The 25,298-nt window shown below is 66.3% G+C and carries 28 protein-coding genes and 1 tRNA gene; 16 read left to right on the top strand and 13 right to left on the bottom strand.

Features of this window, described 5'->3' with window-relative positions:
• The first annotated feature begins 10 nt into the window (after positions 1–10).
• The 3 genes from ACZ1JS_RS07190 to ACZ1JS_RS07180 all read left to right on the top strand — a co-directional run bounded on the left by ACZ1JS_RS07190 (position 11) and on the right by ACZ1JS_RS07180 (position 1,674).
• Positions 11–283 carry an SWIB/MDM2 domain-containing protein gene (locus ACZ1JS_RS07190; protein ID WP_055761337.1) on the top strand — a complete coding sequence of 91 codons (273 nt, stop codon included), beginning with the start codon at positions 11–13 and terminating at the stop codon, positions 281–283.
• Positions 284–499: 216 nt separating this feature from the next.
• The gene (locus ACZ1JS_RS07185; protein ID WP_465168341.1) at positions 500–946 is read left to right on the top strand and encodes a hypothetical protein; all 447 of its coding nucleotides are present in this window, start codon (positions 500–502) and stop codon (positions 944–946) included.
• The gene (locus ACZ1JS_RS07180) at positions 943–1,674 is read left to right on the top strand and encodes a TorF family putative porin (protein ID WP_465168340.1); all 732 of its coding nucleotides are present in this window, start codon (positions 943–945) and stop codon (positions 1,672–1,674) included. Before ACZ1JS_RS07185 ends, ACZ1JS_RS07180 begins: the two co-directional genes overlap by 4 nt.
• Before the next feature lie 61 nt (positions 1,675–1,735).
• On the opposite strand, the gene leuA is transcribed toward ACZ1JS_RS07180, so the two are convergent.
• Positions 1,736–3,412, bottom strand: coding sequence for a 2-isopropylmalate synthase (gene leuA, locus ACZ1JS_RS07175; protein ID WP_465168339.1), 1,677 nt, complete (start codon positions 3,410–3,412; stop codon positions 1,736–1,738).
• Between the two features lie 258 nt (positions 3,413–3,670).
• Here leuA and ACZ1JS_RS07170 point away from each other — a divergent pair, with 258 nt between their 5' ends.
• Entirely contained in the window at positions 3,671–4,054 is a 384-nt protein-coding gene (locus ACZ1JS_RS07170; protein ID WP_465168338.1) for a BLUF domain-containing protein, read from the top strand.
• Positions 4,055–4,070: 16 nt separating this feature from the next.
• Here ACZ1JS_RS07170 and ACZ1JS_RS07165 read toward each other — a convergent pair whose 3' ends face one another.
• The 5 genes from ACZ1JS_RS07165 to miaA all read right to left on the bottom strand — a co-directional run bounded on the left by ACZ1JS_RS07165 (position 4,071) and on the right by miaA (position 9,487).
• A complete protein-coding gene (locus tag ACZ1JS_RS07165) occupies positions 4,071–4,676 on the bottom strand; it encodes a YceI family protein (RefSeq protein ID WP_465168337.1) in 606 nt (201 codons plus the stop codon).
• 311 nt (positions 4,677–4,987) lie between these two features.
• Complete coding sequence (ilvC, locus tag ACZ1JS_RS07160) at positions 4,988–6,007, bottom strand: ketol-acid reductoisomerase (protein WP_242117653.1); 1,020 nt, start codon at positions 6,005–6,007, stop codon at positions 4,988–4,990.
• Between the two features lie 53 nt (positions 6,008–6,060).
• Entirely contained in the window at positions 6,061–6,576 is a 516-nt protein-coding gene (gene ilvN / locus ACZ1JS_RS07155) for an acetolactate synthase small subunit (protein WP_465168336.1), read from the bottom strand.
• A 145-nt stretch (positions 6,577–6,721) separates the two neighbouring features.
• The gene (locus ACZ1JS_RS07150) at positions 6,722–8,467 is read right to left on the bottom strand and encodes an acetolactate synthase 3 large subunit (protein ID WP_465168335.1); all 1,746 of its coding nucleotides are present in this window, start codon (positions 8,465–8,467) and stop codon (positions 6,722–6,724) included.
• An 87-nt stretch (positions 8,468–8,554) separates the two neighbouring features.
• Complete coding sequence (miaA, locus tag ACZ1JS_RS07145; RefSeq protein ID WP_465168647.1) at positions 8,555–9,487, bottom strand: tRNA (adenosine(37)-N6)-dimethylallyltransferase MiaA; 933 nt, start codon at positions 9,485–9,487, stop codon at positions 8,555–8,557.
• Between miaA and serB the strand changes: the two genes are divergently transcribed.
• Complete coding sequence (gene serB / locus ACZ1JS_RS07140; protein WP_465168334.1) at positions 9,486–10,367, top strand: phosphoserine phosphatase SerB; 882 nt, start codon at positions 9,486–9,488, stop codon at positions 10,365–10,367. The genes miaA and serB overlap by 2 nt on opposite strands.
• Before the next feature lie 3 nt (positions 10,368–10,370).
• Here serB and ACZ1JS_RS07135 read toward each other — a convergent pair whose 3' ends face one another.
• Positions 10,371–11,264: an SPOR domain-containing protein gene (locus ACZ1JS_RS07135; RefSeq protein WP_465168333.1), complete on the bottom strand. Its 894-nt coding sequence runs from the start codon at positions 11,262–11,264 to the stop codon at positions 10,371–10,373.
• A gap of 153 nt (positions 11,265–11,417) precedes the next feature.
• On the opposite strand from ACZ1JS_RS07135, the gene ACZ1JS_RS07130 reads away from it, so the two are divergent.
• From ACZ1JS_RS07130 to ACZ1JS_RS07120, 3 genes are read left to right on the top strand one after another with little or no spacing between them, the layout of a single operon-like run.
• Positions 11,418–12,122: an AAA family ATPase gene (locus tag ACZ1JS_RS07130; protein WP_465168332.1), complete on the top strand. Its 705-nt coding sequence runs from the start codon at positions 11,418–11,420 to the stop codon at positions 12,120–12,122.
• 2 nt (positions 12,123–12,124) lie between these two features.
• Complete coding sequence (locus tag ACZ1JS_RS07125; protein WP_465168331.1) at positions 12,125–12,508, top strand: hypothetical protein; 384 nt, start codon at positions 12,125–12,127, stop codon at positions 12,506–12,508.
• Positions 12,505–13,746: a tetratricopeptide repeat protein gene (locus ACZ1JS_RS07120; protein WP_465168330.1), complete on the top strand. Its 1,242-nt coding sequence runs from the start codon at positions 12,505–12,507 to the stop codon at positions 13,744–13,746. Before ACZ1JS_RS07125 ends, ACZ1JS_RS07120 begins: the two co-directional genes overlap by 4 nt.
• 43 nt (positions 13,747–13,789) lie before the next feature.
• Here the strand turns inward: ACZ1JS_RS07120 and ACZ1JS_RS07115 are convergent, their stop codons facing one another.
• Genes ACZ1JS_RS07115 through ACZ1JS_RS07100 form a run of 4 tightly spaced genes read right to left on the bottom strand, consistent with a single transcriptional unit; the run spans position 13,790 to position 17,595 of the window.
• Positions 13,790–14,992, bottom strand: coding sequence for a dihydroorotase (locus ACZ1JS_RS07115; RefSeq protein ID WP_465168329.1), 1,203 nt, complete (start codon positions 14,990–14,992; stop codon positions 13,790–13,792).
• Positions 14,989–15,978, bottom strand: coding sequence for an aspartate carbamoyltransferase catalytic subunit (locus ACZ1JS_RS07110; RefSeq protein ID WP_465168328.1), 990 nt, complete (start codon positions 15,976–15,978; stop codon positions 14,989–14,991). Before ACZ1JS_RS07110 ends, ACZ1JS_RS07115 begins: the two co-directional genes overlap by 4 nt.
• A 40-nt stretch (positions 15,979–16,018) precedes the next feature.
• Positions 16,019–16,489 carry a Holliday junction resolvase RuvX gene (ruvX, locus tag ACZ1JS_RS07105; RefSeq protein ID WP_465168327.1) on the bottom strand — a complete coding sequence of 157 codons (471 nt, stop codon included), beginning with the start codon at positions 16,487–16,489 and terminating at the stop codon, positions 16,019–16,021.
• A complete protein-coding gene (locus ACZ1JS_RS07100; protein ID WP_465168326.1) occupies positions 16,486–17,595 on the bottom strand; it encodes a DUF3089 domain-containing protein in 1,110 nt (369 codons plus the stop codon). Before ACZ1JS_RS07100 ends, ruvX begins: the two co-directional genes overlap by 4 nt.
• Before the next feature lie 105 nt (positions 17,596–17,700).
• Here ACZ1JS_RS07100 and gatC point away from each other — a divergent pair, with 105 nt between their 5' ends.
• From gatC to ACZ1JS_RS07075, 5 genes are read left to right on the top strand one after another with little or no spacing between them, the layout of a single operon-like run.
• On the top strand, positions 17,701–17,988 hold the full coding sequence (gene gatC, locus ACZ1JS_RS07095) for an Asp-tRNA(Asn)/Glu-tRNA(Gln) amidotransferase subunit GatC (protein WP_242117685.1): 288 nt from the start codon (positions 17,701–17,703) through the stop codon (positions 17,986–17,988).
• Entirely contained in the window at positions 17,988–19,469 is a 1,482-nt protein-coding gene (gene gatA / locus ACZ1JS_RS07090; protein ID WP_465168325.1) for an Asp-tRNA(Asn)/Glu-tRNA(Gln) amidotransferase subunit GatA, read from the top strand. Before gatC ends, gatA begins: the two co-directional genes overlap by 1 nt.
• Entirely contained in the window at positions 19,466–19,648 is a 183-nt protein-coding gene (locus ACZ1JS_RS07085; protein ID WP_465168324.1) for a hypothetical protein, read from the top strand. Before gatA ends, ACZ1JS_RS07085 begins: the two co-directional genes overlap by 4 nt.
• Positions 19,641–21,125: an Asp-tRNA(Asn)/Glu-tRNA(Gln) amidotransferase subunit GatB gene (gatB, locus tag ACZ1JS_RS07080; RefSeq protein WP_242117691.1), complete on the top strand. Its 1,485-nt coding sequence runs from the start codon at positions 19,641–19,643 to the stop codon at positions 21,123–21,125. Before ACZ1JS_RS07085 ends, gatB begins: the two co-directional genes overlap by 8 nt.
• The gene (locus ACZ1JS_RS07075) at positions 21,122–21,751 is read left to right on the top strand and encodes a peptidylprolyl isomerase (protein ID WP_465168323.1); all 630 of its coding nucleotides are present in this window, start codon (positions 21,122–21,124) and stop codon (positions 21,749–21,751) included. The genes gatB and ACZ1JS_RS07075 overlap by 4 nt, the downstream gene beginning before the upstream one ends.
• Positions 21,752–21,882: 131 nt before the next feature.
• On the opposite strand, the gene ACZ1JS_RS07070 is transcribed toward ACZ1JS_RS07075, so the two are convergent.
• Together ACZ1JS_RS07070 and ACZ1JS_RS07065 are read right to left on the bottom strand one after the other, a co-directional pair.
• Positions 21,883–22,101: a hypothetical protein gene (locus ACZ1JS_RS07070; RefSeq protein ID WP_465168322.1), complete on the bottom strand. Its 219-nt coding sequence runs from the start codon at positions 22,099–22,101 to the stop codon at positions 21,883–21,885.
• Between the two features lies 1 nt (position 22,102).
• A complete protein-coding gene (locus tag ACZ1JS_RS07065; protein WP_465168321.1) occupies positions 22,103–22,333 on the bottom strand; it encodes a hypothetical protein in 231 nt (76 codons plus the stop codon).
• 136 nt (positions 22,334–22,469) lie between these two features.
• Here ACZ1JS_RS07065 and ACZ1JS_RS07060 point away from each other — a divergent pair.
• The 3 genes from ACZ1JS_RS07060 (at position 22,470) to ACZ1JS_RS07050 (ending at position 25,286) form a co-directional block, all read left to right on the top strand.
• Positions 22,470–22,554: transfer RNA gene (locus ACZ1JS_RS07060), tRNA-Leu, on the top strand.
• A 66-nt stretch (positions 22,555–22,620) separates the two neighbouring features.
• Complete coding sequence (gene tig, locus ACZ1JS_RS07055) at positions 22,621–24,249, top strand: trigger factor (protein ID WP_465168320.1); 1,629 nt, start codon at positions 22,621–22,623, stop codon at positions 24,247–24,249.
• Between the two features lie 110 nt (positions 24,250–24,359).
• The gene (locus ACZ1JS_RS07050; RefSeq protein ID WP_465168319.1) at positions 24,360–25,286 is read left to right on the top strand and encodes a glycosyltransferase family 2 protein; all 927 of its coding nucleotides are present in this window, start codon (positions 24,360–24,362) and stop codon (positions 25,284–25,286) included.
• The last annotated feature ends 12 nt before the right edge of the window (positions 25,287–25,298 follow it).

Genomic DNA, 25,298 nt, shown 5'->3' with positions numbered 1-25,298 from the left:
GAGGAATATTATGGCCAAGGAAACCACGACGACCGGCGGCGCCCGGGGCGGAATCGCGAAGCCGGTGACGCCGTCGGCCGATCTGGCGAAGATCACCGGATCCGACCCGCTGCCCCGCAGCGAAGTCGTCAGCAAGATGTGGGAATATATCAAGAAGCACGATCTTCAGAATCCGAAGGACAAGCGTGAAATTCTCGCCGACGAAACGCTCGAAAAGCTGTTCGGCAAGAAGTCGTGCTCGATGTTCGAAATGAACAAGCTGCTGAGCGCGCACATGAAGTAACGACGTCCGGCGCCAATGTGGCGTCGCCGTTACGAACCGAACGCCGTCCGGCCGATGCCGGGCGGCGTTTTTCTTAGTCGTAACAAAGCGTTGCCGATGCGAAATCTGGAACGCGACATGGTTGCGATCGGTTATGTACGTATCGGACGAAAGTCCGATTCAGGTCACCGGCCAGCATGGGCCGGGGCCATCCGCAGAAGGACAAGGAGAACCGGAATGATGTTCGGAATGGTCGGGCTGTTGCTGGGTGCAATGGTGGCCGCGCCGGATAGCGGCATCGAGCATAGCGTCCGCATCGATCATCGCAGCGGCGCGGTGGAGTCGCGCTATAGCGCCGATGTCCGCATTACCCACCAGCAGGTCGGCACGGTCGGTGCCGGCGGCCGCCCCTCGACGCTGCGCTGCTTGTGGAGCGCTGGGCTGGTCGTCGACCGGCAGGCGCGCCATGCGTCGGGGTCGACCATGGCCCGCACGTTCGCGCATGACGGTGTCGTCGCGGGCAGTCGACCGGGCTGGTGCAGCGCGCAGCGTCGTTCGATCGCACAGGAGGTCGCTGCCCGGCAGCCGGAGTTGCGCGAGCGGCTGGTTCGATTGGCGCAGGACGATCATGGCGTCCTGCATGCCGAGATCGACCGAATGCACGGGACGACCCAGGCCACATGATCGGTCGGATCATCCTGGGGGCGGCGTCGCTGCTACCGATAGCGGCGGCGCATGCCCAGTCGCTGCCGTCCGTCGGTGTCGAAGCGACGATCGACGAGCGGCGTCGCGGGCTTAGCTGGAGCGAGGGCCGGGCGTCGGTGTCGGGCGATCTCGCCGCCACGCTGGGAGCGATCGAACTGGACGCCCGGGCGGCGGCGCTGCGCGGTTCGATACGGCATGACGGTGCCGACGCGGTGGCCGATCTGGGCGCGGCATTCGTGACGGGTGTCGGGCCATTCCAGCTTCGTGCGCGCGCGATCGGCCATGTCTTTGCCGGCGCGACGAGCGGTATGGACTATGGCGAGATCGGCGGCGATGCGCGCTACACGCTGGGTCCGCTGGAACTGACCGCCGGTGCCCTTTACGCGCCGCCGCAGGACGCGATCGGGGGCAGCAATCTGTATCTGTCGGCACAGGCGGTGGCGGGCATTCCGATGACGCCGTTCACGCTGGTCGGCGGGGTCGGGCGGTCTTCGGGAACGGTCGACGATCCGGCGCGTGCCGACCGGCTGCGACCGGGGGGCAGCTATCGCGATTGGCGGCTGGGCGTGGAGCATGTGACCGGACCGCTGACGCTGGCGCTCGATTATGTCGGGACCGATCTGGCCGAAGGGCGGCCGGTCAATGCTATCGGTGATCGCGGGAATAGTGGCGACCGGGTGCTCGCGCGGGCGCGCTTCGCTTTTTGACCTCCGCGAGATAGTCATATCCCCGCTTGCGCGGGGATAGATTTGAGGTCGAGGTGTGGGCTTACCCCCGCGCGGCCGCGTTGGCCGCGCTCAGCGCCGCCCGGACCGTTGCGGTCGCGACGTCGCCATCGATGCCGACGCCGAATACGCGTCGGCCATCGGGCAGGCTGCATTCGAGATAGGCGGCGGCCTGCGCATCGGCGCCATGGCCGATCGCATGCTCGCTATAATCGATCACGTCCATGTCGATGCCGCCCTCTTCGCGCAGCGCGGCGAGGAGACCGGACAGCAGGCCGTTGCCCTTACCCGAAATCGAGCGTTCTTCTCCGTCCAGCCGGACGCGCCCGACAAAGGTACGCGGCGGCCCGCCCCCCGGCGCATGCGTTTCGGCATAGTCGATCAGGGCATAGCGATCCTTGCCATGCGGCAGATAGGCGTCGTGGAACGCGGCCCAGATATCGGCGGCGTTCAGCTCGCGGCCGAGCGTATCGGCCATCGCCTGCACATGCCGGCTGAAATCGGCCTGCAACCGCTTCGGCAGTTTCAGCCCCTTGTCCTGTTCCAGCACCCACGCCACGCCGCCCTTGCCCGACTGCGAATTGACGCGGATCACCGCTTCATAGCTGCGACCGAGATCGGCGGGGTCGATCGGCAGATAGGGGACTTCCCAAAGGCCGTCATTGCGCACCGCCTGCGCCGCCATGCCCTTTTTGATCGCGTCCTGGTGGCTGCCCGAAAAAGCGGTGAACACCAGATCGCCGGCATAGGGCGTGCGTGGATGGACGGGCAGGGCGGTGCAGTAATTCACCGTATTCACGACCTCATCGATATCCGACAGGTCGAGCGCCGGGTCGACGCCCTGCGTGTACAGGTTCAAGGCGACGGTCACGAGGTCGCAATTGCCGGTCCGCTCGCCATTGCCGAGCAGGCAGCCCTCGACCCGGTCGGCTCCCGCCATCAGACCCAGTTCGGCGGCGGCGACGCCGGTGCCGCGGTCGTTATGGGTGTGCAGCGAGATCACGACGCTGTCGCGGTTCGGCACGTTGCGGCAGAACCATTCGATCTGATCGGCATAGACGTTGGGCGTCGCCGCTTCGACCGTCGCGGGCAGGTTCAGGATCAACGGTTTGTCCGGCGTCGGTTGCAACACCTCCATCACCTCCGCGCACACCTCGACCGAGAAATCGAGTTCGGCGGTCGAGAAGGTTTCGGGGCTGTATTCGAAGCGCCAGTCGGTATTCGGCCGCTTGGCGGCTTCATCGCGCAGTACCTTGGCGCCGGCGACCGCGATCGCCTTTACCTCGGGGCGCTCCATGCCGAACACGATCCGCCGCCATGCCGGGCTGACCGCGTTGTAGAGATGGACGATCGCCTGTTTCGCTCCGTCGAGGCTTTCGAAGCTGCGTTCGATCAGGTCGCGGCGCGACTGGGTCAGTACCTGCACCCAGACGTCGTCGGGAATGCGGTCCTGCTTGACGAGGCCGGAGATGAAGTCGAACTCGGTCGCGCCGGCCGAGGGGAAACCGACCTCGATCTCCTTCAACCCGACCTTGAGCAGCAGGTCGAAGAAGCGGTTCTTCTTCTCCGCGCCCATCGGGTCGATCAGCGCCTGATTGCCGTCGCGCAGGTCGGTCGACAGCCAGCGCGGCGCGCTGGTGATGGTGCGCGACGGCCATTGGCGATCGGGCAGGTCGATGGTGGGAAAGGGGCGGTATTTGGTCGAAGGATCGCGCAACATGTCGTCTACAGCCTGTCTGGGGCGTCGTGCGGACGCCGGTATCTGCCGGAAAGGTTCGATACTCCCTCAGGGAAGGCGCACGCGCGTGCGATCCTGCCCTAAGGGCGGCTAAGTCGTAGCAGGCTGGCGAACGCGCGGACCATGACGCGTCTGTGGGCAAAAGCGGACCGAAAGTCCAGCACCGATAGCGGAGACACCGGTTGGTAATATTTTATGGTTCAATGCCAATAAGTTGAACGGACAACGCATCGGAATGTCATGCTGCAATTAATCTATGTAAGTACGGCGCGGAGCAGCGAGACGATCGATCTCGACGACATTCTCGCCAAATCGCGGCGTAACAATCGGCGCGACGGGATCACCGGGCTGCTGCATGCGAAGGGGCGGCGGTTCTTACAGGCGCTGGAGGGCGATGTCGTCAAGGTCGAAGCGGCTTATGCTCGCATCGCCCAGGATCCGCGCCATTTCGCCCTTGTCGTACTGTCGCGGCGCTTGGTCGAGACACGCGAATTCGGCGACTGGGCGATGGCAACCGATGATGGCAGCGGGGCCGCGGTCGCACAGGTAGGGAAGCTGGTCGAAGGCGCCGCGCCGAGCGTGCGCGGCACCTTCGAAGGATTTGCGGGGATGCGCGCGGCCTGAACCGCGCGCCACCGCCTCAGGCTGCGACGAAGGCAGCGTTGATCGTCAGGTCGACCTTGTCCGACACTGCCGGTACGGCGAAGCCCAGACCGAAGTCGCTGCGGTTGATCGAACCCGTAGCGACGAAGCCGACATTCTTCTTCTTGTTCATCGGGTTCTCGCCCGCGCCCATGAAACGCACGGTCAACTGAACCGGCTTGGTCTGGTCCTTGATCGTCAGATTGCCGGCCATCATCCAGTGATCGCCCATCGGCTGGACCCGGGTCGAGACGAACTTGGCGGTCGGATAAGTGGCGACGTCGAAGAAGTCCTTCGACTTGAGGTGGTTCGCGAATTGCGGGCTGGTGACGGTCAGCGAGTCGGCGATGTTGAAGTCGATCGTCACCTTGCTGGCGGCGGCGTTCTTCGGGTCGATCGTCGCCGATCCGCCCGTCGCGCCGAACAGGCCGTCGAGCATCGAGAAGCCCATGTGGTTCACGCGCCATGCGACCTGGGTATGGGCGGTGTCGACGGTGTAGTTGCCGGCGGTGACGCGGGCCTTGTCGGGCGCGCCCGGCATCTGGGCGACCGTGGGGGCGGCGACCGCGAACAGGGCGGCGGCGAGGATCAGGGGCGTGCGCATCTTGGTGCTCTCCGGTTGAGGCGAAGTCAGGATGCCGCCCTTGTCGGGGGCGCCGCGCTTCGGGTCAAATACCGGATGCGAAACGATCGGTTTCGGTTTCGGTGCCGTGGTTTGGCGAAGGGTACGTCGGCTGCCGTCAAACCGTTGAAGGCCGCGATCCATCGACACCACCTCGCACGATGAATCCCGGCCTTCAACGGTTTGACGGGAGGCGGGCGAGGCGGCCCGACCGTCGGTCGCGGCAAAGCCGCGCCCCGAAGGGCGGGCTCTGTCGCGCCGGCCGGTTGGTCGATCAGTACGAACTAACGCCGTTAGTTCTTGGTCTGATCGACCAACTTGTTCGCGCCGATCCACGGCATCATCGCGCGCAGTTCGGCACCGGTCTTCTCGATCGGATGCGCCGCCGCCTGCTTGCGCGCGGCCTTCAGTTCCGGCTGACCCGCACGGTTGTCGAGGACGAAGTTCTTGACGAAACGGCCCGATTGGATGTCGGCGAGCACGCGCTTCATTTCCTTCTTCGTTTCGTCGGTGATGATGCGCGGGCCGGTGACGATGTCGCCATATTCGGCGGTGTTCGAGATCGAATAGCGCATGTTGGCGATACCGCCCTCATACAGCAGGTCGACGATCAGCTTGGTTTCGTGGAGGCATTCGAAATAAGCCATTTCCGGCGCGTAACCGGCCTCGACCAGCGTTTCGAACCCGGCCTGGATCAGGTGGGTGACGCCGCCGCACAGCACGGCCTGCTCGCCGAACAGGTCGGTTTCGCATTCCTCGCGGAAATTGGTTTCGATGATGCCCGAACGGCCGCCGCCGACGCCCGAAGCATAGGCGAGCGCGATGTCATGGGCGTTGCCCGATGCGTCCTGATGGATCGCGACGAGGCAGGGCACGCCGCCGCCCTTCACATATTCGCTGCGCACCGTGTGGCCCGGGCCCTTCGGCGCGATCATGATGACGTCGACATCGGCGCGCGGCTCGATCAGGCCGAAATGCACGTTCAGGCCATGGGCGAAGGCAAGCGCCGCGCCGGGGCGCAGGTTTTCGTGAATGTCGGCGGCATAGATTGCGGCCTGATGCTCGTCGGGCGCAAGGATCATGAGGATATCGGCCCATGCGGCGGCTTCGGCGTTCGGCATGACCTTGAAGCCTGCGCCCTCGGCCTTGGCGGCACTGGCCGAACCGGGGCGCAACGCGATGGCGACGTTCTTCACGCCCGAATCGCGCAGGTTCTGCGCATGGGCATGGCCCTGCGAACCATAGCCGAGGATCGCGATCTTCTTGTCGCTGATGAGGTTCAGATCGGCGTCGCGATCATAATAGACACGCATGTGGGTTCCCTTTCGAAATTGGCGCAGTCCCGGTTCGGGCGCGATGGATGGGTTCAGGCGGCCTCTCGTCCGCGGGCGATGGCGGCGATGCCGGTGCGAGCGACCTCGACCAGACCGACTTCGGCCATCAATTCGGTGAACTTGTCGATCTTTTCGATCGATCCCGTCACCTCGAACACGAAACTCGACACGGTCGCATCGACCACGCGGGCGCGATAGACTTCGGCGAGGCGCAGCGCCTCGATCCGCTGCTCACCGGTGCCGACGACCTTCACCAACGCCAGTTCGCGTTCGACATGCGCGCCCTGCACGGTCAGGTCGACGACCTTGTGCACCGGCACCAACCGGTCGAGCTGGGCGATGATCTGTTCCATCACCGGGGGCGATGCGCTGGTGACGATGGTGATCCGGCTGACCGCCTTGTCGACGGTGATCTCCGACACGGTCAGGCTCTCGATATTATAGCCACGGCCCGAGAACAGCCCGGCAATGCGCGCGAGGATGCCGGGTTCGTTGTCGACGAGCACGGCCAGCGTGTGCCGTTCGGTCTGTTCGGTCTTGATGTGCATTCTGAAAAATTCCTCCCCGGCACGGGGAGGGGGACCAGCCGCAGGCTGGTGCAGGGGGACCTCCACCAGCGCTACGTATGAGGCGATCCCCCTCCACCGCTCTTCGAGCGGTCCCCCTCCCCGCGAGCGGGGAGGAACTAAAAGGTCAAACCAGCGCCTTGGCCTCGTCGTCCATTTCGCCCGAGACTTCGTTGGCCTGCAGGATCATGTCGGTATGCGCCGCGCCCGACGGGATCATCGGGAAGCAATTGGCGAGTTTCGCCACCATGCAGTCGACGATCACCGGGCCATCATGGTCGAGCATCGCCTGAATTCCGGCCTCCAGCTCATCCGGCCCCTCGATGCGAATGCCCTTCCAGCCATAGGCCTCGCCCAGCTTCACGAAGTCGGGCAGCGAGTCCGAATAGCTGTTCGAATAGCGCGAGCTATAGGTCAGTTCCTGCCACTGGCGGACCATTCCCATATATTCGTTGTTGAGGATGAACACCTTCACCGGCAGGCGATATTGCGTCGCCGTCGCCAGCTCCTGGATGTTCATCTGAATCGACGCTTCGCCGGCAATGTCGATGCACAGCGCTCCCGGATTGCCGAGCTGCGCGCCGATCGCGGCGGGCAGGCCATAGCCCATGGTGCCGAGCCCGCCGCTGGTCAGCCACTTGTTCGGCGCTTCGAAGCCGAAATGCTGCGCGGCCCACATCTGGTGCTGACCGACCTCGGTCGACACGATCGGGGCACGATGCTTGGTCGCCTCGTACAGCGCACGGATCGCCCGCTGCGGCATGATTTCCTTGGTCGAATCCGGGAAATCGAGGCAGCGCTTGGCCCGCCAGCCGTCAATCTTCGACCACCAGGTCGACAGGTCGGGCTTGGGATGCTGGCGCGCCTTCCACACGCGGACCATGTCCTCCATCGCATGCCCGGCATCGGCGATGATGCCAAGGTCGGCGCGAACGATCTTGTTCACGCTGGAGCGGTCGATATCGATATGGACCTTGCGGCTGCGCGGACTGAAGGCATCAAGCCGCCCCGTCACCCGGTCGTCGAAGCGCGCGCCGATGGCGACGACCAGATCGGCCTCGTTCATCGCCAAATTCGCTTCGTAAGTGCCGTGCATGCCGAGCATCCCCAGCCATTGCGGCGAGGAAGCGGGCAGGGCACCCAGCCCCATCAACGTCGAGGTGACCGGCGCACCCGAAATCCGCGCCAGTTCGCGCAGCAGCTGCGACGCGCCCGGACCCGAATTGATGATGCCGCCGCCAGTGTAAAGCACCGGGCGTTCCGCCGCCGCCAGCATGTCGACGACCTGTTCGATCGCCGCGCGGTCGGCCTTCACCTTCGGGCGATAGGTCTTGTGCTGGATCGGGCCGGGCTTGGTATAGCGCGCGGTCGCGACCTGCACGTCCTTGGGAATGTCGATCACGACAGGGCCGGGGCGACCGGCCGTGGCGATATGGAACGCCTCGTGAATGACATGGCCGAGCTTGGCCGGGTCCTTCACCAGATAATTGTGCTTGCAGCAGTGGCGCGTGATGCCGACGGTGTCGGCCTCCTGAAACGCGTCGGTGCCGATCAGCGCGGTCGGAACCTGCCCGGTAATGACGACCATCGGGATCGAATCGAGCAGCGCGTCGGTGATGCCGGTGATGGCGTTGGTCGCGCCCGGACCCGAAGTGACCAGCACGACGCCCGGCTTGCCGGTCGAGCGGGCATAACCCTCCGCCGCATGGGTCGCGGCTTGTTCGTGCCGGACGAGGATGTGCTTGATCCGGCTATGTTCGAACAGCGCATCATAGATCGGAAGGACCGCGCCGCCGGGATAGCCGAATACGACCTCCACGCCGAGGTCGACGAGGGCCTCGACCAAAATGGCGGCTCCACTCTTCTCGGTCATGGGTCTTCAACTCCTCAAACAATTTCGCAGGCGCGATAGCACCGTTGGAGCGGTGTCGCTAGTCGCCATAAATGTACGTGTCAACCGTCATCGGCGTAATAAAGTGTCGAATTGGTCCAAAAGTGCGCATGTTTCGGTTTCGCTGGTGCGAAGCCAGTCGGCCGGCGGCTGGTTGCGGAACCAAGTATATTGCCGTTTGGCATATTGCCGCGTTGCGAAACGGGCTTCGCGCAGCGCTTCGTCGCGGGTCCATTCGCCGTTTTGCCAGCGTTCGATCTCGATCACGCCGATCGCGCGACGGACCGAGGCCTGTGGCGCGATATCGTCGCGCGCCAGCAGCGCCGCCACTTCCTCGACCGCGCCGCCGTCGAACATCGCCGCCAAGCGACGGTCGCAGCGTTCCGTCAGCCAGTCGCGCTCTGGCAGGAGAATGATAGGCGAAATGGCGATGCGATCACCGATGCCGCCGGTCCGATCGCGCTGCCAGTCGGCAAGCGTCCGTCCGGTCGACCGCACCACTTCCAGCGCGCGGGCGATACGGGTGGTGTCGGCGGGGTTCAGCCGCGCGGCAGCTTCCGGGTCGGCGGATTGCAGCGCTTCGGCTGCGTCCGCGACTGGTAGCGCCCGAACCATTTCGCGAATGGCGGGATCGATCTCCGGGACGGGCGCGATACCGTCGATCAGGGTGCGTAGGTACAGGCCGGTACCGCCGACCAGTACCGGCAGCTTGCCAGCCGCATGGGCAGCGTCGATCTCGCGGATGGCGACCTTCGCCCATGCTGGCGCCGAATAGCTGTCCGCGCCGTCGACATGGCCGAACAGCCGGTGCGGCGCCTGTGCTTCCTCCTGTGGGGACGGGCGGGCGGAGAGGATGCGCAGGTCGCGATAGACCTGCGCGCTGTCGGCATTGATGACGACGCCGTCATGCGCGCGGGCAATTTCGATCGCGAGCGCGGACTTGCCGCTGGCGGTCGGGCCTGCGATGAGCGCGACCCTCGGACGGTCAGGAGAATTCGCCATGTTCATCGCCACGCTGATAGCAGCCGAATCGATCGCCGCGGGCGATATTTCCGCCGCCGCCGACCGGCTGGATGCGGCAGGCTGTCTGGTCGAGGGCTGGACGTGGATCGACGAGGGCCGGGCTGCCGATATCCGCTTCGCCGACGAACCGCGCGCCGCGCGGGTTGCGATAGAAGGCGTGTTTGCCGGTACGGACGTCGCCATTCAGCGCGCCACCGACCGCGAGAAGAAGCTGCTGGTCGCCGACATGGATTCGACGATGATTACCGTCGAATGCATCGACGAACTGGCCGACTATGCCGGTATCAAGGCGCAGATCGCCGAAGTGACCGAGCGGGCGATGCGGGGCGAACTCGATTTCGCGTCGGCACTCGACGCGCGCGTGGCGCTGCTGGAGGGGCTGGAAGAAAGCGCGATCCAGCGCTGCCTCGACGAACGGGTCAAGCTGATGCCGGGGGCGAAGACGCTGATCCGGACGATGCGTGCGCGGGGGGCGATGACGATCCTCGTGTCGGGCGGCTTCACCCGCTTCGCCGAGCCGGTCGGGACCGACCTCGGCTTTCACCGGATGATCGCCAACCGCCTGCTGATCGAGGACGGCAAGCTGACCGGAAAGGTCCGCAAGCCGATCGTCGATGCGACGACCAAGGAGGTCACGCTCCTCGAAGCGATCGACGAACTGGGCATCGATCCGGCGGCGACGCTGGCAGTGGGCGACGGTGCCAACGACCTGCCGATGATCCGTCGCGCGGGGCTGGGCGTCGCCTATCACGCCAAGCCGATCGTCGCCGCCGAAGCGGGCGTGCGGATCGATCATAACGATCTGACCGCGTTGCTCTATATACAGGGGATCGCGTCCGCCGACTGGGTGGCGGACTGAAGGTCAGCGTTTGACCGGCACGCAGGTCGTCGGGCGGATCGCGGCACAGGCGCGGCTCGCCTCGGCACTGCTGGCGAACGGGCCGATCTGCAACCGGGTGACGCCGCCGGCATCGTCATAGAAGGGCTGGCGGCCGGCGAATTTGCCCGCGACCTCGCCCCATAGCCGCCGGGCGTTGCCCGCATCGCGGAACGCGCCGAGTTGTACGCGCCAATCGCCATTGGCAACCTTCGGCTTCGTGATGGGCTTGGGGGCGGGGGCAGGCTTCGCGGCCGGGGCCGGCCCGGACGGCTTGACCTGCGCCTGTGGCACGGTCGCGCCGGGGAGGGTGGGCCGTCCCGCACCGCGTTCCAGATCGCGCGCCATCGTCAGTGCCGCCTGCCGGTCGGGCAACGGAACGTAGCGATCCATCTGTGCCAGTGTCGCCGACGCCTGCGGCAATCCGGCCGACGACGCGCGCGTCATCAGCGCATAAGCGCGTCGCCAGTCCTTCGGGACGGCATCGCCGTTGAACAACATCGTGCCGAGCACGAACTGGCTACGCGCCTCGCCCCGCTCTGCGGATTTCTCCAGCCATCGGACGGCTTCGGCACGCTTGCCATTCTGGAACAGGATCAGGCCGTAATTGTCCTCGGCCTGGCGATGGCCCTGCTGGGCGGCGCGGGCATACCATGTTTCGGCTTCGGTCAGGCTCATCGGCACGCCGCGGCCGAGCTTGTACGCCTGCCCCAGATTGAACTGCGCATCGGCGTCGCCCGCGACCGCCGGCTCGCGCCATTCGCGCACCGCCGTCGCCCAGTCGCCACGCGACCACGCCTCGACCCCCGCCTTCACATCGGCCAGCGCCGGTGCCGCCAGCATCGCCGCCGCCATCGCCAGCCCCGTCGCACCGCGCATTCGAATTCCCTTTGCGATCATGCCGATCCATTACCAGCGCTTGGCGATCGGCGGAACGGCTTTCGCGATCCGCCGTCCCCGTACCGGACGTTAACCGCATTTTAGCGACGACCATGCGACTCCCGGCGTCAAGAGAAGGGAGACGTTGGCGGCATGCGCGTTCTGGCGGTGGCATCGCAAAAGGGCGGATCGGGCAAGACGACCTTGTCCGGCCATCTCGCCGTGCAGGCGGAGCGGGCGGGCGCCGGGCCGGTCGTGATGGTCGATATCGATCCGCAGGGATCGCTGGCCGACTGGTGGAATGCCCGCGTCTCCGACGAACCCGCCTTTGCCCACACGCTGGTCGCACGACTGGCCGCCGATCTGGAGACGCTGCGCGGGCACGGCTTCAAACTGGCGGTGATCGACACGCCGCCGGCCATCACCATGGCGATCCAGAGCGTGATCGCCGTCGCCGAACTGATCGTCGTACCGACCCGGCCCAGCCCCCACGATTTGCGCGCGGTGGGGGCGACGGTCGATCTGTGCGATCGCGCCGGTAAGCCGCTGGTATTCGTGGTCAATGCTGCGACGCCGGGGGCGAAGATCACGAGTGAGGCAACAATGGCGCTGTCGCAGCACGGCACCGTTGCGCCGGTGACGATCCATCATCGCGTTGATTTCGCATCGTCGATGGTCGACGGCCGCACGGTCATGGAGATCGATCCGACGTCGAAATCGAGTGCGGAGATCGAGGCGCTGTGGTCCTATATTCAGGATCGGCTGGAAAAGAATTTCCGTCGCACCGTGTTCGCGGTGCCGACCCTGCCAGGCGGTCCCCGGGCGACGGGCGGTTTCGGCCGCCGGGTGCGGGGCTAGTCATGGCGGCACCGCGCAACCCGTCGCAGATCAATCCGGGACTGCTGGCGCGCAAGGGCGAGGCGCGTCCGGCGATGCGACCGCATGGGACCGGCGATGCGATCGATCCCGGCGACGATCTCGGCTGGAACGACCTCGGCGAGACGAAGCCGGTTCCTGCGGTGTTGCAAGAGCGGGCGAAACTGCAGGCAGCGACCGGTGACGCGATCACGCTGCGGCTCGACGCCGATCGGCTGTTGCGGCTGCGGCTGGCGGCGACCGTGCGCAATCTTTCGCCCGAAGCGTTCATTCTCGAAACACTCGACCGGTCCCTCCCGTCGACGTCCGACATCGCGGCGCTCGTTCAGCGCCTTGCCCCCGATGGGGCCGCAAAGGGTGCGCAATGAAGACCCATTTGTTCGTATCGATCGGCCTAGCGGCAACCATGCTTGGCGGTTCGCTGGCGCTCGTTGCCAGCGGCACCATGGCGGTGGCGTCGTCGGAGCAGGGCATGGCGCAGAAGCTGGCCGGCAAGGCGGCGAAGGCGCTGGCCAAGCGGCGCGGTGACGAAGCGGTCACCTTTGCCGAACAGGCGGTCGCGCTGATGCCGCGCGATGCGGGATATCGCACCCTGTTGGGCAGAGCCTATCTGCAGGCCGGTCGCTTCGCCTCGGCGGCGCAGGCGTTCAGCGACGTGCTGGCGCTGGACCCGGCCGATGGTCGCGCGGCGCTGAACCTCGCTCTGGCGCAGACGGCTACCGGCGAATGGGTGGCGGCGCGCCAGACGCTGAACGCGCATGCCGCGCGGATTACCGATGCCGATCGCGGGTTGGCGCTGGCACTTGCGGGCGATCCGGCGGGGGGCATCGCGTTGCTCGGCAATGCGGCGCGCGATCCGGCGGCGACGGCGACGATGCGGCAGAATTTGGCGCTGGCACTGGCGCTCGACGGGCGCTGGGTCGAGGCGCGGACGATCGCGTCGGTCGATATGTCACCCGAACAGGTCGATGCGCGGCTGGTCGAATGGGCGGGCTTCGCGCGACCGCAATCGGCGGCGCAGCAGGTGGCGGCATTGCTGGGCGTGACGCCGGTGGTCGATCGCGGGCAGCCGGTGCAACTCGCCTTGGCAGCGCCGGGTGATGCGGCGCCGGTGGCGGTCGCGCGGGCGGCGGCCGAGCCGGTCGATGTGCCGCCGACGCCTGAAGCAGCTCCGACGCAACTGGCGGCAATCGTGCGGCCAGCGATCACCTTCGCTCCGCGGCAGGAGATCGTTCAGGCGCTGCCGCGCGACTATCGCGGGGCGGGCGGGCGTTCCGTTGCGCCGGTCCGTATGGCCGCGGCCCCGCGCAGCACGGGCGGCTATTATGTGCAGCTCGGCGCGTTCGACAATGCGGCGGTTGCCCGTACGGCATGGCGGCGTCTGAGCCGAAACGTACCCCGGCTTGCCGAAATGTCGCCGCAGGGTATGCAGGCAAGCGTCCGTGGCGCCAGCTTCTATCGGCTGTCGGTCGGCGGGCTCGCGCGGGCCGATGCGGCGTCGCTGTGCGGCAGCGTCCGGGCGAAGGGCGATCGTTGCTTCGTTCGCACCCATGCCGGCGAACACATTGCGAGCTGGGCCGGTCCCGAACGGCTCGCCTCGCGCTAAACCAGTTTCCCGAGCCTCTCCCAGGAGGAGGCGGCGCGTTCCGTTACAGGAACGCGCCGCCCTTTATCACCCGCACTGCGCGGCCCTGCACCGGCAGCCCGTCGAACGGGGTGTTCGCCGCCTTGCCCGCCAGCGCATCGGCACGGACCTGCCACGGCAGGTCCTCATCGATGACGATCAGGTCGGCGGGCGCTCCAATGGCAAGCGTGCCCGCATCGAGGCCGAGCAGTTTCGCGGGATTGCGCGCGAGTAGTGCAAACAGGCGGTCGAGCCCGATCAGCCCGTCGCGGACCAGCCCCAGTCCCAGCGCCAGAAGCGTCTCCGCCCCCGCCATGCCCGGCTCCGAATCGGCGAAGGGCAGGCGCTTTGCCTCGGGTCCGCGCGGATCATGGCCGGAGCACAGCACGTCGATCGTCCCGTCCGCCAGCGCGGCGCGTGCCGCCCGCCGATCGCTTTCGTCGCGCAGCGGCGGGGAGAGATGCGCGAAGGTGCGGAAGTCGCTCATTGCGATGTCGGAAAAATAGAGATGCGCCGGGGTGATGCCGCACGTCACGCGGACCCCGCGCCGCTTCGCCGCGCGAACAGCCTCGAATCCGGCGGCGGTCGTCACCTGCCGGAAATGCAGCTGCGCGCCGGTATCCTCGGCCAGCATCACGTCGCGGGCGATCGCCAGCGCCTCGGCCATGGCCGGCGCCGCGGGCAGGCCAAGCCGGGTCGCGGTCTCGCCCGACGTCGCCACCGCGTCGCCCGCCAGCCCGCCATCCTCCGCATGCGCCACCACCACGAGGTTGCAGTCGCGCGCATAGGCCAGCACCTTGCGCATCACGCCGCTGTCGGCGATCCAGCGCCGGCCGGTCGCGACCGCCACCGCGCCGGCTTCGGCATTGATCGCCATTTCGGCGAGATCGGTCCCGCGCAACCCCTGCGTCGCTGCCGACAGCGGATGAATCCAGATGTCGGGCTTGCCCATATGCGCCGCGCGCGCGACGATGCCCGGATCGTCGAGCACCGGGGCCTGATCGGGCATCAGGCCGACGCGGACGATCCCGCCCGCCCGGCAGGCGGCGGCATCGATGCCGAACACGCCGAGATCGACGATCGCGGGCGCCAGCAGCTTGCCCGCAATGTCGATACGCTCGGCATCCGCCGCCTGGGCAGCGATCGTATCGCCGGTGACGGTCAGGTCGCCCGTGCGGACGCCGCCATCGGGACAAACGAGCGTGCCGCCGGTGAAGATCATGTTCATGCCCAACCCTCCACGCCGCGACTGCGCCGGGTCAGTACGTCGAGGCATGCCATGCGCACCGCGACCCCCATTTCGACCTGTTCGGTGATCGTCGATCGTTCGGGATCGTCGGCGACGTCGCTGGTAATTTCGATCCCGCGGTTCATCGGGCCGGGATGCATGACGATCGCATGCGGTTCGGCGCGCTTCAGCCGTTCGCGGGTCAGGCCGTAGCGCAAATGATATTCGCGGGTCGACGGGATGAAGCCGCCATTCATCCGCTCATTCTGCAATCGCAGCATCATCACCACATCGGCGCCTTCCAATGCGGCATCGAAATCGGTGAAGGGGGTGACGCCCATCGATTCGATCGCCTGCGGCATCAGCGTCGTGGGTGCAACGACGCGGACTTCGGCGGCGAGGGTGGTGAGCGCCAGAATGTTCGACCGCGCGACCCGGCTGTGCAGGATGTCGCCGCAGATCACGACCCGCTTGTGGGCGATCTCGCCGAGCCGTCGGCGGATGGTGAGCGCGTCGAGCAGCGCCTGTGTCGGATGTTCGTGCCAGCCGTCGCCGGCGTTCAGCACCGGGCAGTCGACCTTGTCGGCGATCAACTGCACCGCGCCCGACGAACTGTGGCGGATGACGATGACGTCGGCGCGCATCGCGTTGAGCGTGACGGCGGTGTCGATCAGCGTCTCGCCCTTCTTCACGCTCGACTGGCCGGCATGCATGTTGACGACGTCTGCGCCCAGCCGCTTGCCGGCGATCTCGAACGACAGCAGCGTGCGCGTGCTGTTCTCGAAAAAGGCGTTGATCTGCGTCACGCCGTCCAGCCGGTGGTCACCGGGCGCGCGGCTGCGATTGGCGTCGATCCATTGTTCGGCTTCGTCGAGCAGGAACAGGATTTCGTGGGGCTGCAACCCCTCTATCCCGGTCAGGTGGCGATGCGGGAAAACGGCGCCCCCATCGATCATGGCGGCGGGGCGGTGGTCTGAGCTAGGCATCGAAGCGACCGGTTAAGCCGGAGGGCGCGCGCGCGCAAGGTCAGGCGAGCGGAACGTTGACCAATGCGTCGATCGCACCTTGCAGAATATAGGCGGCGGCGAGTTTGTCGACGCGTTCGGCGCGTTTGGCGCGGCTCAGATCCTCGGCGATCATCTGTCGTTCGACTGCGACCGTCGACCAGCGTTCGTCCCACAGGAAGATCGGCAGGCCGGTGTCGTCGAGATTGCGGGCGAAGGCGCGGACCGATTGCGTCCGCGGCGAATCGCTGCCGTCCATGTTGAGGGGCAGGCCGATGACGATGCCGCGTACCGATTGCTGCCGGATCAGCGTCGTCAGTTGCGCCTTGTCGGCCGTAAATTTGGTGCGGTTCACCAGGATTGCCGGGCTGGCAAAGCTCCAGCCGGCGTCGCACAATGCCGTGCCGATCGTTTTGGTGCCGACGTCCAGCCCGATCAGTCGTCCGCCATCGGGCAGCGCGTCGCGAAAGACGGCGCGGTTTTCGGTAATCATCTTTTCTCCCATGCCGCCAACCGGCGCAGCGCGTCGGCGCGGACATTCGCCCAGAACAGGCTGACATCGTAGACGTGCCAGTTATTGCCCGGCAGCACATAGGGGCCGAGATCGGGCGGATTGTCGCCGATCAGCAGGAAACCGCGTTCGTCGCATCGTGCGGGGACCAGTCCCGGCGCCATGGTCGCGTCGGTCAGTTCCTTGTCGGGGATCAGCGCGCCCCGGTTGACACTGGCCGGCGCGGCGGCGTTGGCGGTACCGGTCAACGGGTTGGTGCAGACCATCGGCGTGCCCTTGCGCGGGCGGCCGTCGAAACCGGTCGAGGCATCATATTGTTCGACGATCAGCGTCGGGTCGGCGGGTTCGGCAAAGCTTTGCCATGACAGGATGCAACCGGCCTGATCGGCAGTGGCACATTCGGGCAGGTCGAGTGCGGTGAGGTCGGTCGCCCTCGATACCGGCCAGCCGACGACATAGGCGGCGACGATCCGGCGGGCGAGGGGGGTGCCGGCGACCTTCTCGCGTAGTAGCCGCGTGAGGTGCAGCGACCCCTGGCTATGCCCGGCGAGGATGATCGGACGGCTCGGGCCGGCTTCGGCGACGAAGCTATCGAACGCGGCTGCCACGTCGCGATAGGCAAGCTCGAGCGCTTGGGTGGCGGCGGCGTCGCTGGTCAGGAACGCGCCGAAGGTCGCCTGCCGATAGCGCGGGACCCAGACGCGGCCGGCGGCGCTGAACGCGCTCGCCTGTCCGCGCAGGAACACCTGGGCGCGGGCGTTTGTCTCGCTGTCGTCCAGTGCGGCGTTCCACCGATCGGTGCCGACGAACGAAGTCGGATGGATGAAGAAGATTTCGGCATTGCCCGGTGCGGTACGCGCAACGCCCTGCGGCAGCCAGTCGACCGGCGTGTTGGTCAGCCCCGGCCGCGCAAACCACATCGCGCGGTCGGCATAGGCGTTGGCGGGCATCGCCGGTTCGGCGCGAAAGGCGACGCTCGGCACCATCGCGCGGCGCAACAGGTCGTTGCCGAACAGGCGAAACGCGAACAGCGCCGCGATCGCGAGGACGATCAGCGCCGCCACGACATACAGGAACTTGCGCGCCAAACCGATCTCCGCTGGTGATTGCGCCTTAGGTGCGGGAAGCGGCGTTCCCGTGCAACCGCTTTGCGGTGCTTGTGGGGGGCGCGGCGGGATGCTAGCCGCCGTGCCATGTCCGTCGAACCTGCAACCGTCAAACGCGTGGCCGGCCTTGCCCGTATCGCGATCACCGATGCCGAAGCCGAAAAGCTGGCACCCGAACTCGGCAACATCCTCGGCTTCATCGAGCAATTGGGCGAAGTCGATACCAGCGGCGTCGAGCCGATGACCGCCGTCATCCCCAACCATCTGCGCCTGCGCGACGATGTCGTCACCGATGGCGATGTCCGCGACAAGGTGCTCGCCAACGCGCCGCAGGGCGAGCATGGCTTTTTCACCGTTCCGAAAGTGATCGAATAGTGTCGAACCTAACCGACCTTGGCGTCGCCGCGATCCGCGACGGCGTGCGCGGCGGCGAATTTTCCGCCCGCGACGTTGCCGATGCGTTCATCGGTGCGGTCGCCGCTGCGAAGCCGCTCAATGCCTTCCTCGTCGAAACGCCCGACCATGCGCTGGCCGCCGCCAAGGTGGCCGACGATGCGCGTGCCGCTGGCGAGACGCTCAAGCCGCTGGCCGGCGTGCCGATCGGCATGAAGGACCTGTTCTGCACGCAGGGCGTGGAGACGACGGCGGCGAGCGGCATCCTGAAGGGGTTCGTCCCGCAATATGAATCGACCGTGTCGGGCAATCTGTGGAATGCCGGTGCGGGGATGCTGGGCAAGCTGAACCTCGATCAGTTCGCGATGGGGTCGTCCAACGAAACCAGTGCGTTCGGCAACGTCATCTCGCCATGGCGGCGGCCGGGCGATACCGCGCCGCTGGCGCCAGGCGGATCGTCGGGCGGATCGTCGGCCGCGATCGCGGCGCGGCTGTGCCCGGCAGCGACCGGTACCGATACCGGCGGCTCGATCCGCCAGCCCGCCGCGTTCGTCGGCATCACCGGCATCAAGCCGACCTATGGTCGCTGCTCGCGCTACGGCGTCGTCGCCTTCGCCTCCTCGCTCGATCAGGCGGGACCGATGGCGCATGACGTGCGCGACTGCGCGATCATGCTGGAGGCGATGGCCGGGTTCGATCCGAAGGATTCGACCTCGCTCGATCTGCCGGTACCGGCCTGGGAAGCGGGGCTGGACGCGGATCTGCGCGGCAAGCGTGTCGGCATCCCCAGGGAATATCGCGTCGACGGCATGCCGGCCGAGATCGAGGCGCTGTGGCAACAGGGCATTGACTGGCTGAAGGATGCGGGGGCGGAGATCGTCGAGGTCTCGCTGCCGCACACCAAATATGCGCTGCCGGCTTATTACATTATCGCGCCGGCCGAGGCGTCCTCGAACCTTGCCCGCTATGACGGCGTGCGCTTCGGCCAGCGGGTACTGCCCGATGGCGCCGGGCTGCAGGATATGTACGCCGCGACCCGCGCCGCCGGTTTTGGCGACGAGGTGAAGCGCCGGATCATGATCGGCACCTATGTGCTCTCGGCCGGCTTCTACGACGCCTATTATACGCAGGCACAGAAGGTGCGGACGCTGATCGCCCGCGATTTCGAGCAGGCGTTCGACCAGTGCGACGTGCTGCTGACCCCGACCGCGCCGTCGGCCGCGTTCGCGCTGGGCGAAAAGAGCGCCGATCCGATCGCGATGTATCTGAACGACGTCTTCACCGTGCCGTCGTCGCTGGCCGGCCTGCCCGCGATGAGCGTGCCGGGCGGGGTCGACAAGGATGGCCTGCCGCTGGGGTTGCAGGTTATCGGTAAGCCGCTGGACGAGCAGAGCGTGTTGAACGCCGGGCTGGCGATCGAGCAGCGTGCCGGGTTCGTCGCGCGTCCGGACAAATGGTGGTGAACCTGTTCGACTGGTTGGAGGCGCTCGGCGATCTTGCCGGGTCCTTCGACTGGTCGAGCAAGCGTAACGATGATCGTCCTGCCCGCCGTAAAGTGATCGAACGGCAGGAAAAGACGGAACGGCGCGAACGGCATCTACTGTTCCGGCGCCCAGAACGTGGATTGAACGAGAATGACTGAGTCCACCTACCGCATCCGTGGCGCGACCGGCGACTGGGAGGTCGTGATCGGCCTCGAAGTCCATGCGCAGGTCACGTCGAACGCCAAGCTGTTCTCCGGCGCGGCGACCGCGTTCGGCGCCGAGCCGAATACGCAGGTGTCGCTGGTCGACGCGGCGATGCCGGGCATGTTGCCGACCCCGAACCGCGAATGCATTCGGCAGGCGGTGCGGACCGGCATGGCAATCGATGCGGTCATCAACAAATGGTCGCGCTTCGACCGCAAGAATTACTTCTACGCCGATCTGCCGCAGGGCTATCAGATCAGTCAGCTCTACCACCCGCTGGTCGGCGAAGGCGTGGTCGAGATCGTGCTGGACGAAAAAGACCCGAACAGCGTGCCCAAGGCGATCGGGGTCGAGCGCATCCATGTCGAGCAGGATGCCGGCAAGCTGATGCACGATCAGCATCCGACGCGTTCCTATGTCGACCTCAACCGCTCGGGCGTGGCGCTGATGGAGATCGTCAGCCGTCCCGACATGCGTTCTCCCGCCGAAGCAGGGGCTTATCTGTCGAAGCTGCGAACGATACTCCGTTATGTCGGGTCGTGCGACGGCAATATGGACCAGGGGTCGATGCGCGCCGACGTCAACGTTTCGGTGCGCCGCCCGGGCGAGGAATTCGGCACCCGGACCGAGACGAAGAATGTCAACTCGGTGCGCTTCGTCATGGCCGCGATCGAATATGAGGCGAACCGGCAGGTCGCGGTGATCGAGGATGGCGGTCGCATCGTGCAGGAAACGCGTCTGTTCGATCCGGACAAGGGCGTCACCCGGTCGATGCGGTCGAAGGAAGATGCGCACGATTATCGCTACTTCCCCGATCCCGATCTGTTGCCGCTCGAACTGGACGATGCGTTCCTCGAGGAATGCCGCGCGTCGCTGCCCGAACTGCCCGACGCCAAGCGCAAGCGCTATGAAGGCGAGCTCGGCCTGTCGGCCTATAATGCGGCGGTGCTGACCGCCGAGGTCGAAACGGCGCGCTGGTTCGAGGCGCTGTTGGCGGAATGCGGTTCGGACGTGCCGGCAAAGTCCGCCGCCAACTGGTTAATTTCCGACCTGTATGGCGCACTGAATCGTCTGGGCAAGACGATCGGTGACAGCCCGGTGTCGCCGGCGCAGGGCGCGGAACTGCTCAAGCTGGTCGCCGACGGCACGCTGTCGGGCACGCTGTCGAAGCAGGTGTTCGAAATCATGCTCGAAACCGGGCAGGGCGCGAATGCCATCGTCGAGGAGCGGGGGCTGAAGCAGACCAGCGACACCGGCGCGATCGAGGCAGTGATCGCCGAGGTCATGGAAAAGAATGCCGACAAGGTCGCCGACTATCGCGGCGGCAAGGACAAGCTGTTCGGCTTCTTCGTCGGTCAGACGATGAAGGCAATGGGCGGCAAGGCCAATCCCGGCGTGGTCAACGATCTGTTGAAGAAGGCGCTGGGATGATGAAGACGACGCGACGCGCGCTGCTGGTGGCATTGGCCTGTGTCGGGCCGGCATGGGCCCAGACGCCCGTTCCGCAACCGGCCGCCGAACCGCCGCTGCCGCGCGTCGCGATCGTCACCACCGTCGGCACGCTGATCGTCGAGGTCGAGGTGAAGCGCGCGCCGATCACCGCCGCCAATTTCCTGCGCTATGTCGACCAGAAGCGGCTCGACGGGGTCAGCTTCTACCGCATCGTGAAGGTCGGGCCGGAATTCGGCTTCGTCCAGTTCGGTCCGCATACCGATGCCAAGAAGATGCTGCCCCCGATCAAGCATGAACCGACGACGCAAACCGGCCTGTCGCATACCGATGGCACGCTGTCGGTCGCGCGACTGGGCGTCGGTACCGCGCGCGGTGAGTTCACGATATCGGTCGGCGATCAGCGACGTGCGCTGGACGCGGCACCGGGCGTGCCGGCGGATGGGCAGGGCTATGCCGCCTTCGCGCGTATCGTCGACGGTCGCGATGTACTGCTGAAGATCCTCGATACGCCGGTCGATCCGGCCAAAGCGAGCAATGGGGCGTTCAAGGGCGAAATGCCCGCCGCGCCGGTGAAGGTGGTCAGTGCGCGGCGGGTAGCCGGGTAAAGGTGCGTATCATCGGTCGCGACGTCACCCCAGCGAAGGCTGGGGTCTCGCGCGGCTGCTACGCAGCCAGCCAACCGGGAGACTCCAGCCTGCGCTGGAATGACGTGGCTGAAAAGCTTTGGATCTCGATCCTACTGCCCATCCCCCTCCTGGTTGCGGACGACCCCGCCGGAACCACCTGCCGTATCCGGCGAGACGGTCGGTTCGGTCGGCGAGGTCGCGCCGACATCGGTCCCGCCCCGCTCGACGTCGCCGTTGACGGAGTCGACCGCCTTCTCGATGTCGCTACGGCGATCGGTTTCGCCTTCGGGCGGGCTGTCGGGGTGGCTGCTGCGATCGCGATCGCTCATGTCAGTTTCCTTCCATCACGGGTTGGCCGGGTACCGGGGTTACGCCCGGATCGCCGCCTGGCATCGGACTGGGCACGTCGACATCGGGGCCGGGCACGTCGATTTCGGGCGGCGGCGCAGTCGGTTGACCGGGTTCGGTCTGCGGAACCGGCTGTTCGGGCGGCGGGGCGGTCGGCGCCACGCCGGGATCGGGGGCGGGGGTTTCGGCAGGGATCGGTGGTTCGACGGGCATGAAATGCTCTCCTTCGCTCGATCCAACGCGTCCGATGGATGCGGGTTGCGGTCGCCATGCAACTCTGCGAAGCGTGGCGACTTGCCCCGGCGTGCATGGCTGCTATAGACGCGCCCGTGCCGGCGGCGTCCGCTCGGCGGGCGTGGCGGAACTGGTAGACGCGCTGGATTTAGGTTCCAGTATCGAAAGATGTGGGGGTTCGACTCCCTTCGCCCGCACCAGTGACGCCGCCGCCCGGTCGAGGCTGGAGCCGCCCCGAATCGATTCCTTTGACGAAAGCTTCGAGAATGCAGACTGTCGAGACGTTGAACGAGGGCCTGAAGCGCGCCTACACGCTGACCATCACCGCGGCCGAGGTGGACGCGAAGGTCGATGCCGAAGTGAAGCGCGTTGCGCCGACCGTGAAGATGCCCGGCTTCCGCCCCGGCAAGGTGCCTGCGAACCTGATCCGCAAGATGCACGGCGAAGCGCTGTCGCAGGACGCGCTTAACAGCTCGATCCAGGACGGCATCCAGACGCTGATCGCGGAACAGAAGCTGCGCCCGGCCACCGCGCCGCAGGTCTCGCTGGACGGCACCTATGCCCCCGGTCAGGACGCCGCGGTCAACGTGTCGCTTGAAGTGCTGCCCGACGTGCCGGCCCCGGCGATCGACGGGCTGAAGCTGGAGCGCCTGACCGTTCCGGCCGACGAATCGGTCGTCGACCAGCAGCTCGAACAGCTCGCCAGCAACAACAAGCGTCACAACGACGCCGAAGAAGGTCATGAAGCCGCGACCGGCGATCTTGTCGTCATGGATTTCGTCGGCAAGGTCGATGGCGTTGCCTTTGATGGCGGCACGGGCGAAGGCATGTCGATCGAGATCGGCTCGGGCCGTCTGATCCCCGGCTTCGAAGACCAGCTGGTCGGCGTCAAGAAGGGCGACGAAAAGACAATCGAGGTCACCTTCCCCGAGGATTATCAGGCCGAGAATCTGAAGGGCAAGGCCGCGACCTTCGACCTGAAGATCACCGACGTGAAGGTCCCGGCCGAGGGCGGTCCGGACGACGAATTCGCCAAGTCGCTGGGTCTCGAAAGCCTCGAGCAGCTGCGCGGCCTCATCAAGGGGCAGATCGAGCAGGAACTGAACGGCCTGACTCGCACCCATATGAAGCGCAAGCTGCTCGACCAGCTTGCCGCCGGCCATGATTTCGAAGTGCCGCCGTCGATGGTCGAGGCCGAGTTCGACCAGATTTGGGCGCAGCTCCAGCACGAAGCCGGCCATGAAGCCGATCCGGAAGCGGCGCGCGCCGAACTGGAAGCGGAGCGCGAGGATTATCGTCAGATCGCGGTCCGTCGCGTTCGCCTCGGCCTGTTGCTGTCGGAAATCGGGCAGGCCAATGGCATCGAGGTCAGCCAGCAGGAAATGCAGCGCCTGATCATGCAGGCTGCGCAACAGTACGGCCCGCAGGATCGTCAGCGCTTCATGCAGTATGTCCAGCAGGAGCCGATGGCGGCCGCCCAGCTGCGCGCCCCGCTGTACGAGGACAAGGTCGTCGACTTCCTCTTCGGCAAGGCGGAGATCACCGACCGCGAAGTGACGCGCGAGGAGCTCGAAGCCGAGATCGAGAGCGAAGAAGGCGCGGTGCCGCATGTGCATGGCCCGGGCTGCGGTCACGATCACGGCCATGACCACGATCATGACCATGCCGAAGCCCAGCCGGTGACGGCGAAGGACGTCGAGCCGGCTTCGCCGGATGCCCCGGCCGAAGCCGAGGCGCCGAAGAAGAAGGCCGCGACCCGCAAGGCTCCGGCGAAGAAGGCCGAAGCGGCTCCGGCCGAAGAGGCTGCCGACGTTGCCGAGGGCGACGCCGCGCCGGCGCCGGCAAAGAAGCCGCGCGCCAAGAAGAAGGTCGAGACCGAAGCCAGCGAAGGCTGATCCTTCGCGATCGAACGGCTTGCAGGCCGTCCGCTTCCTGAACGGGAGCGGGCGGCCTTTTGCTGTCGGGATGCTTGCTTTCGATGGCGCGGGATGTTGTACGGCCCGCCATGTCCATGACCGTCGCCGTCCTGCTGCCCTGTTACAACGAAGAAGCCGCGATCGCCGCGACCGTGGCCGGTTTCCGCGCCGCGCTGCCGCAGGCGACCGTCTATGTCTATGACAACAACTCCACCGACCGGACGGTCGAAGTCGCACGCGCCGCGGGCGCCGTAGTGCGGACCGAGCGGTTGCAGGGCAAGGGTGCGGTCGTGCGGCGCATGTTCGCCGATGTCGATGCCGATATCTATGTCATGGCCGATGGCGACGCGACCTATGATGCGGAGGCTGCGCCGCAACTGGTCGCGCGACTGGTCGACGAACAGCTCGACATGGTCGTCGGACAGCGGGTGAGCGAGGCGGTGCTGGCCTATCGACGGGGGCACCGGTTCGGCAACGCGATGCTGACCGGCATGCTGGCACGGCTGTTCGGACGGAGTTTCACCGATATCCTGTCGGGCTACCGGGTATTTTCACGACGGTTCGTGAAAAGCTTTCCTTCCCTTTCGGCCGGGTTCGAGATCGAGACCGAGATCAGCGTCCATGCGCTGGAACTCCGCATGCCGGTCGCGGAAGTCGCGACGCGCTATTTCGCGCGACCGGAAGGATCGGCGTCGAAGCTGTCGACCTATGGCGATGGCTTTCGCATCGCCCGCACCATCGCGACGCTGTACCGGATCGAGCGGCCCTTGTGGTTCTTCGGGGCGATCGGGCTGGCGCTGGCCGTGCTGGCGGTGATCCTCGCGGTGCCGCTGGCGATCACCTATGCGCAGACCGGGCTGGTGCCGCGTTTCCCGACGGCGATCCTCGCCACCGGCCTCGTCATTCTCGCGTCGCTCTGCCTGTTTTCGGGGTTGATCCTCGACACGGTGGTGCGCGGGCGGCGCGAGGTGCGACGGCTCGCCTATCTCGCGCATCGGGCACCCGGCGACCACTAACCATCTTTCCGG

Source organism: Sphingomonas sp. BL-S-05, assembly GCF_055521695.1.
Note: the sequence above shows the minus strand (reverse complement) of the source record. Positions and strands in the feature narration are given on the sequence as shown.